This is a genomic window from Nitrosomonas sp. Nm58, assembly GCF_900107335.1.
GTDB lineage: Bacteria > Pseudomonadota > Gammaproteobacteria > Burkholderiales > Nitrosomonadaceae > Nitrosomonas.
Genome location: NZ_FNPQ01000066.1, coordinates 1 through 9,084 on the forward strand (window position 1 = coordinate 1; position 9,084 = coordinate 9,084).

The 9,084-nt window shown below is 48.9% G+C and carries 12 protein-coding genes; 8 read left to right on the top strand and 4 right to left on the bottom strand.

Annotated features, from left to right (window positions below; genetic code table 11):
• Positions 1-195 precede the first annotated feature (195 nt).
• Entirely contained in the window at positions 196-510 is a 315-nt protein-coding gene (locus BLW34_RS14035; RefSeq protein WP_090580880.1) for a BolA/IbaG family iron-sulfur metabolism protein, read from the bottom strand.
• A 139-nt stretch (positions 511-649) separates the two neighbouring features.
• Here BLW34_RS14035 and BLW34_RS14040 point away from each other — a divergent pair, with 139 nt between their 5' ends.
• Complete coding sequence (locus BLW34_RS14040) at positions 650-1,030, top strand: transposase (RefSeq protein WP_090580883.1); 381 nt, start codon at positions 650-652, stop codon at positions 1,028-1,030.
• Here the strand turns inward: BLW34_RS14040 and BLW34_RS17540 are convergent.
• The 3 genes from BLW34_RS17540 to BLW34_RS17545 all read right to left on the bottom strand — a co-directional run bounded on the left by BLW34_RS17540 (position 918) and on the right by BLW34_RS17545 (position 1,824).
• Positions 918-1,316, bottom strand: coding sequence for a transposase (locus BLW34_RS17540; RefSeq protein WP_090580887.1), 399 nt, complete (start codon positions 1,314-1,316; stop codon positions 918-920). The two genes, BLW34_RS14040 and BLW34_RS17540, sit on opposite strands and share 113 nt — an antisense overlap.
• The gene (locus BLW34_RS15840) at positions 1,223-1,420 is read right to left on the bottom strand and encodes a hypothetical protein (protein ID WP_143037950.1); all 198 of its coding nucleotides are present in this window, start codon (positions 1,418-1,420) and stop codon (positions 1,223-1,225) included. Before BLW34_RS15840 ends, BLW34_RS17540 begins: the two co-directional genes overlap by 94 nt.
• A gap of 224 nt (positions 1,421-1,644) precedes the next feature.
• Positions 1,645-1,824, bottom strand: coding sequence for a transposase (locus BLW34_RS17545; protein ID WP_143037951.1), 180 nt, complete (start codon positions 1,822-1,824; stop codon positions 1,645-1,647).
• Positions 1,825-2,030: 206 nt separating this feature from the next.
• Between BLW34_RS17545 and BLW34_RS14050 the strand changes: the two genes are divergently transcribed.
• The 7 genes from BLW34_RS14050 to BLW34_RS14080 all read left to right on the top strand — a co-directional run bounded on the left by BLW34_RS14050 (position 2,031) and on the right by BLW34_RS14080 (position 8,769).
• Positions 2,031-4,946 carry a monovalent cation/H+ antiporter subunit A gene (locus BLW34_RS14050; protein ID WP_090580890.1) on the top strand — a complete coding sequence of 972 codons (2,916 nt, stop codon included), beginning with the start codon at positions 2,031-2,033 and terminating at the stop codon, positions 4,944-4,946.
• Entirely contained in the window at positions 4,946-5,290 is a 345-nt protein-coding gene (locus BLW34_RS14055) for a Na+/H+ antiporter subunit C (protein ID WP_090543238.1), read from the top strand. Before BLW34_RS14050 ends, BLW34_RS14055 begins: the two co-directional genes overlap by 1 nt.
• A complete protein-coding gene (locus BLW34_RS14060; RefSeq protein WP_090580893.1) occupies positions 5,287-6,918 on the top strand; it encodes a monovalent cation/H+ antiporter subunit D in 1,632 nt (543 codons plus the stop codon). The genes BLW34_RS14055 and BLW34_RS14060 overlap by 4 nt, the downstream gene beginning before the upstream one ends.
• A complete protein-coding gene (locus BLW34_RS14065; protein WP_090580896.1) occupies positions 6,915-7,400 on the top strand; it encodes a Na+/H+ antiporter subunit E in 486 nt (161 codons plus the stop codon). Before BLW34_RS14060 ends, BLW34_RS14065 begins: the two co-directional genes overlap by 4 nt.
• A complete protein-coding gene (locus BLW34_RS14070) occupies positions 7,397-7,678 on the top strand; it encodes a K+/H+ antiporter subunit F (protein ID WP_090580899.1) in 282 nt (93 codons plus the stop codon). Before BLW34_RS14065 ends, BLW34_RS14070 begins: the two co-directional genes overlap by 4 nt.
• Entirely contained in the window at positions 7,675-8,097 is a 423-nt protein-coding gene (mnhG, locus tag BLW34_RS14075) for a monovalent cation/H(+) antiporter subunit G (RefSeq protein WP_090580902.1), read from the top strand. Before BLW34_RS14070 ends, mnhG begins: the two co-directional genes overlap by 4 nt.
• A 306-nt stretch (positions 8,098-8,403) precedes the next feature.
• Positions 8,404-8,769 (top strand): hypothetical protein, encoded by a 366-nt coding sequence (locus BLW34_RS14080; RefSeq protein WP_090580905.1) that lies wholly within the window; start codon positions 8,404-8,406, stop codon positions 8,767-8,769.
• Positions 8,770-9,084 lie beyond the last annotated feature (315 nt).

A 9,084-nucleotide genomic window follows, 5' to 3' on the forward strand; every position in this document is an offset into this window, starting at 1 on the left:
CCTGCCGCCTTTCAACGTAACACCCCACTCGTAGCGCAAGCCACGCAGTTGGTTCACCTGCATGGTGCGGAACTTGATCAGCGACAATCTCATCCCGTCAGGTCCGCGAGGGGCTGCTTCATTCTTTACCGCTTACTCCTGCTCCCCGTGGAGAAGGAGGCGCCCATTCCATCTCCGTTACTTACAAATGTGCTGTTATTTCGATATTGAGCCTCCAAGACATGGCGGAGAATTATTGGGCGTTCCGCTCTTCTCAAACCATTCTTCGATAGTCATTGTGTGCAGAACAAGAGCATGAATAGAATGAGCAAGCTCATCAGACAGGATGTTGTTAACCATTCGATGACGAGCTAACAGCATTCTTCCATTAAACTCATCGGAAACGATAGTCACCTTGAAATGGGATTCGGATCCCACTGCTACATTGTGTTTGTGGCTTTCATTGATTACTTCCAGAAATTGGGGTTGCAGTGATTGCAGTTTGGTCTCGATTAAATTTTTTATTTTCATAATAAGATCACTTTAATATCGCCCATGTTACCTCCTCGTTTCCTTTGAAAGAAGCCTAGGTTCTGTTGACATTTCATAATTATCAACGAAAATCTCGGTCTATTTTGTGCGGAAATGAATAGCAGAGCAGAACTGACCGATGAACAGTGAGAAATTTTATACCAACTATTGCTGCTTCAAGAGCGAGTTTATGTGGGGGAACATCGAAGGATGCCGTTGTTTTCTGAATGCAGTATTGTGGATTCTACGTAGTGGCGCACCATGGCGTTTGTTACCCCAGTCATTAGGTAAATGGAATTCAGTTTTTAAACGCTTCTCGCGTTGGTGCAAACATGAGGTCTGGAAGTTTCTGCACTCGGGTTGCAGTCAATATCCGGACATGCAACAAATTCTGGTTGATAGTACGATTATTCGCGCACATGCTTGTGCTGCCGGAGCGGCAGGCAGTTCAGCGAAGCTCTGGGGTGTTTGGCGTACTGACATTCGCCAAAGCAACGCTGCTTCTCTGCCGTGGCTTTGAATGCTTCTTCAGCTGCACTCACCAACCCGTTTGCCAAAATCTTGAACCTGGCATTCTTGGTAAGCCCTATGATGTAACCTACACTATTGCGTTCACACCAGCCCAGAATGTGACGCCGACGGAAACCCGAGTCACCACGAAAAATGATCCGGGTATGAGGAAAGCGTGCTCTGATTGTTTTAACCAGGCACTTCAAAACAGCTCCCGCATGCTTAGCTGCATCACGTTTAGCTGATCGCAGGTAAGCAACCAATAGTTGACTGCCGCAGAAAACATAGAAAGGCAGGAAACAGTAATTATCATAGTAACCATGGAAAAACGCCCTTCCTGATTACCATGCACCACATCGTCAGTAGCATCAAAATCCAGAATCAATTCCTCCGGCGGCATGGCAAAGGAGAATAAAAACTACTCCATAAGCTCGCCATGTATCGCCCAAGCGACTTGATGATCCGCCCAATGTTCGAAGCGGCACCACATGAGACTGGAAGCACCTTCCTGATCTTTTGACAAAGCAGTGGATAGTGCGGGGGGGGGGCAGTGCGCAATCGATCATGTCGTTAAGATCCTCATAACCCTGCACGATACCGTAGGCTCTCTGTCGCAACAGTTGCTCAGCTGAGTGCTTTAACCAATAGCGGGTTGCGTAGATCAGGCAAATGCCGTGCTACGCGCTCAAGCAATCCCAGATGCAGATCGGCCTGACGCACCAGTAATAATCCACCATCCGAGATAACACTACCACCGTCAAAAGTGACCTCAATACATCGGCGTACATCGGCGTGAAAAACCAGGAAACAGCTCTCCCTGAATGGTACATTCCGACATCAGCAAAATCCAATTCAAATTAACCCTAAAGCTATATTCTATAAAGGTTTTAAGGATCTAATGGCTCTGATACCATAAAATATCGGGGTTAGATAGCTTAAGAGTCAATTACAGTATTTGAGTATAATGATATCTATATTCCTCCTATCGAATCAAACTGATACTATGACGTATGTATAAAGAAAATCTTCTTCTGTACCTAATACTTCTCCCATTCATGGGAAGTGTACTTGCCGCGATGCTACCGGCAAATGCGCGCAATGCGGAGGCATGGTTGTCGGGGGGAGTATCAATCGCAGCATTTGTGATCGTTGTTTGCCTTTACCCATGGGTCGCAGATGGGGAAGTAGTACGTTACGTGATCGAGTGGCTACCCGAGCTTGGCCTGAACATTACGCTTAGGGTGGATGGTTTTGCGTGGATGTTCTCGATACTGATTACTGGCATCGGCTTCCTTGTGGTGCTGTACGCACGTTATTACATGTCGCCAAAGGATCCGGTACCGCGTTTTTTTTCTTTCCTGCTCGCATTCATGGGTGCGATGCAGGGTATGGTTATCTCAGGCAACATTATTTTACTAGCGATCTTCTGGGAGCTCACCAGCATTTTCTCCTTTCTCCTGATCGGCTATTGGCATCACAATGCAGCTGCACGCGATGGCGCACGCATGGCTTTGATCATTACCGGTATCGGCGGACTTTGTTTGCTTGTTGGCCTGATTATCATCGGATATATAGTTGGTAGCTACGAACTGGACTACGTATTGGAAGCAGGTGATAAGATACGCCAGCATGACCTCTATGTCCCTGCGCTTCTGCTCATTCTAATGGGAGCGCTAACCAAGAGTGCGCAATTTCCATTTCATTTTTGGTTACCTAATGCAATGGCTGCACCGACACCTGTATCGGCTTATCTACATTCGGCAACAATGGTGAAAGCTGGCGTGTTTCTTCTTGCACGGTTATGGCCAGTCATGTCTGGTACTGATGAGTGGTTCTTTATTGTTGGCCTTGCTGGCATGAGCACGTTACTGCTTGGCGCGTATTTCGCCATTTTCCAGCAGGATCTGAAGGGGTTACTTGCTTATTCGACCATTAGTCACCTGGGTTTGATCACTACACTGCTCAGCTTTGGTAGTCCGCTAGCAGCAGTTGCTGCTATTTTTCACATGATGAATCATGCGACCTTCAAGGCGTCGCTATTTATGGCAGCCGGTATTATCGATCATGAAGCCGGCACGCGCGACATGCGCAAGCTCAGCGGCCTTTTTAGCTTCATGCCGATTACTGCCACGCTCGCGATGGTAGCAAGTGCAGCCATGGCCGGCGTACCCCTTCTAAATGGTTTTTTGTCAAAAGAAATGTTTTTTGCTCAAACATTGGAACAACATAGAGCATCGCTATTGGATGGTGTTGCACCTTATGTTGCTACGATCGCAAGTGCATTTGCGGTTACTTATTCCGTACGCTTTATTCATACAGTTTTTTTTGGATCGAAGCCAGAGGATTTGCCACGTGAGCCACACGAACCCCCGCACTGGATGCGACTACCTATAGAGTTTCTGGTGTTAGTCTGCCTCATTGTCGGTATCATCCCTGGCCTTACTATTGGCCCCTACCTACATACTGCTGTGGTATCGGTGCTGGGCGAGCGTACACCGGAATACGACCTTGCCATATGGCACGGCATCAATACTCCGCTGGTCATGAGCGTAGTAGCGCTCGCCTGCGGTGTGCTTTTTTATCTGGTGCTACGAAATTATTTAGCGCGAGGCGCGGATGGCCCTCCAGGAGTACGCAGCCTCAAGGGAAAGCGCATATTCGAGCAGCTTCTTGTTACTATCTCCTGGCGCTGGGCTCGCTGGATGGAATCGCATTTTGGTACGCAACGCTTGCAACCACAACTACGGCTAGTGATCTTCATTGCTTTCGTTGCTGGGCTTTGGCCATTTTACTCTGCGGATCTCCATCTGAGCCCACCAACACTCACAGAAATCGATCCAGTCTTCGCTGCAATCTGGGTCATTGGTATCGTCAGCGCGCTCGGAGCTGCGTATCAAGCGAAATACCACCGGCTAGCTGCACTGATCCTGATGGGGGGTGCGGGTCTTGTAACTTGCATCACCTTTGTCTGGTTCTCAGCACCTGACCTTGCACTCACACAACTCCTCGTTGAAATTGTGACTACGGTCCTCATCCTGCTCGGCCTTCGCTGGTTGCCGAAGCGGATTGAAAGAATCGATAATTATAATACGCTAACAGTGCGTATACGCAGGTATCGTGATTTCTTACTCGCAGTCGCTTGCGGGGGAGGTATGGCGATGATTGCCTATATAATGATGACCAGTCCACTGCCCGATACCATCGCCAGCTACTTCCTGGAACAGGCCTATCCCAAAGGAGGTGGTACTAACGTCGTCAATGTCATCTTAGTCGATTTCCGGGGCTTCGATACGTTCGGCGAGATTACCGTTCTGGGTATTGTAGCGCTTACAATCTTCGCATTACTGCGACGTTTCCGTCCAGCACCTGACAGTATTGAGATACCGGAACAGCAGCGCATACAGAATGCCTATGACGATGCTAGCGCGAATCGTGAGATTGGCGAGACGGTACGTGACTATTTATGGGTACCTTCCGTTATCATGCAGTGGATGTTTCCGTTTATCATCCTTCTGGCCGCCTATCTCTTCCTGCGAGGCCACGATTCGCCCGGTGGAGGATTCGCGGCAGGGATCACTATGGCAATTGGCTTCTTGCTACTATATATCGCTGGCGGAACGCGATGGATGGAAGACCGTCTGCATATCCTGCCCATGCTTTGGATCGGTTTTGGTCTGATACTAGCAGTATTTACTGGAATGGGGTCCTGGCTATTCGGATTTCCCTTTCTCACTTCTTACTTTCACTATATGGAGGTACCACTCGTCGGCAAGGTACCCATCGCCACCGCACTGCTCTTCGATCTCGGCGTGTTTGCACTAGTAGTCGGGGCAACTGCCCTGATACTTATCGCACTTGCTCACCAATCAATCCGCAGCCACCGCACTCGCACTGTTGAAATTACAAAGATGGAGGAGGATACCTGATGGAGCTAATCCTATCTTTAGGGATAGGTGTACTAGTCGGATCGGGGGTATGGTTGCTCTTTCGTCCGCGTACCTACCAAGTCATTATCGGGTTGGCGCTACTTTCCTATGCTGTCAATCTATTCATCTTCAGCATGGGGCGACTTACCATTAATGCACCACCCATCGTTCAAGCTGGTGTCGAGATTGATTCCACCACTTTTGCGGATCCGGTGCCGCAGGCATTGGTACTAACAGCAATCGTTATCGGCTTTGCCACGACTGCGCTCTTTCTTGTCGTTCTGCTTGCATCACGCGGCCTGACAGGGACCGATCATGTGGACGGAAGGGAAACTGAACGATGATATTGACTCCAGAACACCTCGTTATCGCTCCGATTCTGATCCCGTTTATTACTGGCGTACTGCTTCTCTTCTTTGAAGATCGTGAGCGACGCCTCAAGGCGAGCGCGTCGATTCTGGCTACCATTGCGCTGCTTATGGTATCAATTGAGCTTCTACAAATTTCGCACACCGACGGCGGGCGGGTCGTGGTCTACCTACTTGGCAACTGGCCATCTCCCTTTGCCATCAATTTGGTACTTGACCGCCTATCGGCAATGATGCTCATACTGACCTCGGTACTTGCCATTCCCGCGCTGATCTTTTCACTCGGGCGCTGGCACAGGGCTGGCCTGCATTTCCACACCTTATTTCTGCTTCTTCTCATGGGACTGAACGGCGCGTTCCTTACTGGAGATCTGTTTAATCTTTTTGTCTTTTTCGAAGTAATGCTTGCTGCTTCCTATGGTTTGGCGTTGCACGGCTCGGGCTTGCTTCGGGTAAAGGCAGGACTGCACTATATCGCCATCAACCTTGCTGCTTCGCTGCTATTTCTGGTCGGTGTCTCCCTGATCTATGGTAACACTGGCACGCTCAGCATGGCTGACCTTGCTATACGTATCCCGCAAATCGCCGAAGAGAACCGTATAATGCTGGAATCTGGCATAGCCATTCTCGGTGTAGCCTTCCTCATCAAGACGGGAATGTGGCCGCTAGGTTTCTGGCTTCCTACCACTTATACCTTTGCACCGGCGCCGGTTGCGGCCATCTTAACCATCATGAGCAAGGTCGGCGTCTATGTTCTACTGCGCTTGTCGTTACTTTTTTTCGGAGAAGAGCCGGGTATCTCGGGTGGTTTTGGATCACCAATACTCTTCTTCGGGGGGCTGGCAACCATTGTTTTCGGTATTATTGGCGTTCTAGCCTCACAGGCGCTGGGTCGGCTTGCTGGCTTCTCGGTATTAGTTTCTTCCGGAACATTGCTAGCAATCATAGGACTCACGCAGGTCGATATCACCGCTGCTGCGCTGTTCTATTTAGTCAGCTCCACGTTAGCGATCAGCGCATTCTTTATGCTCATCGAACTGGTGGAAAAGGAGCAAAACGCGATCTCGAATGTTCTGGCCGTTACTAGGGAAGCCTTTGGCGAAGGCGATGAGGAAGAAGAGGATGAAGAGATAATCGGTGTTGCTATTCCAGGTTCGATTGCCATACTTGGCATCAGCTTTGTCGCTTGTAGTATTTTACTGGCAGGCCTGCCACCGCTTTCCGGCTTTATAGCCAAATTCGCTATCCTAACGGCTATACTCAATCCTGAAGGATCCGGGCAAGGCGGCGCGATCTCGTCAGCATCATGGTGGCTCATAGCCCTTCTCATCCTGTCAGGTCTTTCCACTCTTATCGCTATGGTGCGTGCAGGAATCCGCACCTTCTGGGCACCGGCAGTGGCTTTAGTACCACGTGTGCTTCTCATTGAGATCGTCCCGGTGGTCATGTTGCTATTCATGACGCTTGCGCTCACCGTGCAAGCGGGGCCGATCATGCACTTTATGGAGGCAACGGCAATCAGCCTGCATGAACCACGATCGTATATAGAAGGAGTGATGAAAGCACCACCTGCTGCGCCATGGCAAATGGAGACAGAAGAATGAGCCAACTGTTTCCCTATCCACTGTTGATCATCTTCCTGATCATCATGTGGTTGCTGCTGACTAGCTTTTCATTGGGTCAGATCATTGTCGGTACTGTCATCGCGCTCGTGGCTGCACAGGGTATGGCCGCTCTCCAACCTGCAAGGCCCCGACTCAAGCGCTGGGATCTGTTACTCAAGCTGATTGGCATCGTACTCTACGATATCGCACGCTCTAATATTGCCGTAACAAGAATCATCCTCCAAGGAAACAAGCGCAAACGAAAATCTGGTTTCATGACCATCCCACTCAATTTACGCGATCCGATCGGTCTAACCATACTTGCAGTTATCATAACGAGTACGCCAGGTACTGCCTGGCTAGGCTATAATTTCGCACAAGGAACACTGTTATTACATGTTTTCGATCTAGTAGACGAAGCTGTTTGGCTCGATCTCATCAAGAATCGCTATGAATATTTTTTATTGGAGATATTTGAATGAGTGCTACCATCCTTTTTTGGGCTATAACTTTTGCACAGATCATGCTGGCAATCGCTATGGTGCTAGCATTGACTCGAATGATCAAGGGACCACGCGCCCAGGATCGTGTATTAGGGCTTGATACACTCTACGTTAACTCCATGTTGTTAATTCTCGTTTTCGGCATACGTACTGGCAATACGCTTTATTTCGAAGTATCATTGATTATCGGTATATTAGGCTTTGTAGCAACTGTAGCGCTTGCCAAATTCCTGATGCGCGGCGAGGTGATCGAATGAATTACGTTGCCGATTTCCCTCTATGGATAGCATGGCTTGTCGCCACTTTCCTAATTATCGGAGCGGGACTGACGCTGATCGGTTCATTCGGGCTATACCGTTTACGCAGCTTCTATGATCGCATCCACGCACCGACACTGGGCACAAGCTGGGGGACAGCAGCCATCGTATTGGCGTCGATAATATATTTCAGTGTTTTGCAGTCACGACCGGTCTTTCACGAAATTCTGATCGGAATTTTTGTCACAATTACGACGCCAGTTACCTTTATGCTGCTAGGCCGCGCCGCACTTTATCGCGATCGTTCAGAGAAAAACCCGGAAGTACCGGCTATGGATTCACCTAAAAGCATACTTGATGAACTCAAGCTGATGGATAAACCGGAATCCGTATATCTGGAATCTGGAGAGCGTGAATAATGGTTCTGTCGCATTAACCATCGTGCAGCAAATTCGCTTATTCTAAGAACCTGTTCAAAGAATCATCTTCTTGATTAATGATTCCTTGAATTCTTTCGAATAACTCTTTTGCATCGTGTCCTCTCGCTTTGCCCTTCAAGTTTCTAGGTTTCAAATGAGGCGAAAGGTATCCTGACACATAGGGCTTCGCACCAAGCGCCGACCGGGGCGCACTGGATAGCGAAATTCGGGCGTATATCCACGCCGAACAGGCCGAAAAGGGCGAAGGGCTTATGAAGATTCGGCAAGCGATGGAAGATAAAGCCGTTGCCGCCGTCGTTCCTGCTGGACATTGCGCCCGAAAACCATACGAAGCTTCGTTTTGAAGCGACCGAACGCCATGTTCCCGCCGCTTACAAGATGATGACCGACAGCGTAGCCCTTCGCGAACTTCCGGTGAAATACGACAAGACGATTAGCGCCGTTCGTGGCAGTTTCTACCTGCCGCCCGTTGCGGCCCAAGCTGCGAAGCGCGTACACAACAGGTCTGACCGAACCCAAGTGCCATTGGAGGACTTTTTCCCGGCCTTCGTGCCGAGTTTTTTTAATCAGTTACGGGCCCCCACCTCAACTTCGGGCTTCGACATATCTGGCAACGTACGCCTGATTTCAGCATCCATAATCCGAAGCTGATTAGCTCTAATCCTGAGGTATCCCCACAAAATATCATTAAGAAACAATGTATTATTGGATGGAATTCAGATAAAAATAAGATCAAGCCGGTCTGAGCATAAAATTTCTTTCTAAAATAATAACCTGGAAGGATAAATTTATGTCGATTATTGATCTGCTGCATAACTTATTGAAAGAAAAAGTTCCCGGCATTCATGTACCCGTCTCCAAGCTCTGATGGCTTGCTGTTCAGGCTGGTTTGAAAGGAGCGTCTGTATCGATTACGCAGCTCGGGCGGTCGCTTTCCGGACCTGCCTATATCAAACACAAAATCAA

What these genes read in the sequence shown, in the direction of transcription:
- BLW34_RS14035 (WP_090580880.1), bottom strand. Translation starts at nt 510, where the DNA reads ATGAAAATAAAAAATTTAATCGAGACCAAACTGCAATCACTGCAACCC.
- BLW34_RS14040 (WP_090580883.1), top strand. Translation starts at nt 650, where the DNA reads ATGAACAGTGAGAAATTTTATACCAACTATTGCTGCTTCAAGAGCGAG.
- BLW34_RS15840 (WP_143037950.1), bottom strand. Translation starts at nt 1,420, where the DNA reads ATGCCGCCGGAGGAATTGATTCTGGATTTTGATGCTACTGACGATGTG.
- BLW34_RS14050 (WP_090580890.1), top strand. Translation starts at nt 2,031, where the DNA reads ATGTATAAAGAAAATCTTCTTCTGTACCTAATACTTCTCCCATTCATG.
- BLW34_RS14055 (WP_090543238.1), top strand. Translation starts at nt 4,946, where the DNA reads ATGGAGCTAATCCTATCTTTAGGGATAGGTGTACTAGTCGGATCGGGG.
- BLW34_RS14060 (WP_090580893.1), top strand. Translation starts at nt 5,287, where the DNA reads ATGATATTGACTCCAGAACACCTCGTTATCGCTCCGATTCTGATCCCG.
- BLW34_RS14065 (WP_090580896.1), top strand. Translation starts at nt 6,915, where the DNA reads ATGAGCCAACTGTTTCCCTATCCACTGTTGATCATCTTCCTGATCATC.
- BLW34_RS14070 (WP_090580899.1), top strand. Translation starts at nt 7,397, where the DNA reads ATGAGTGCTACCATCCTTTTTTGGGCTATAACTTTTGCACAGATCATG.
- mnhG (WP_090580902.1), top strand. Translation starts at nt 7,675, where the DNA reads ATGAATTACGTTGCCGATTTCCCTCTATGGATAGCATGGCTTGTCGCC.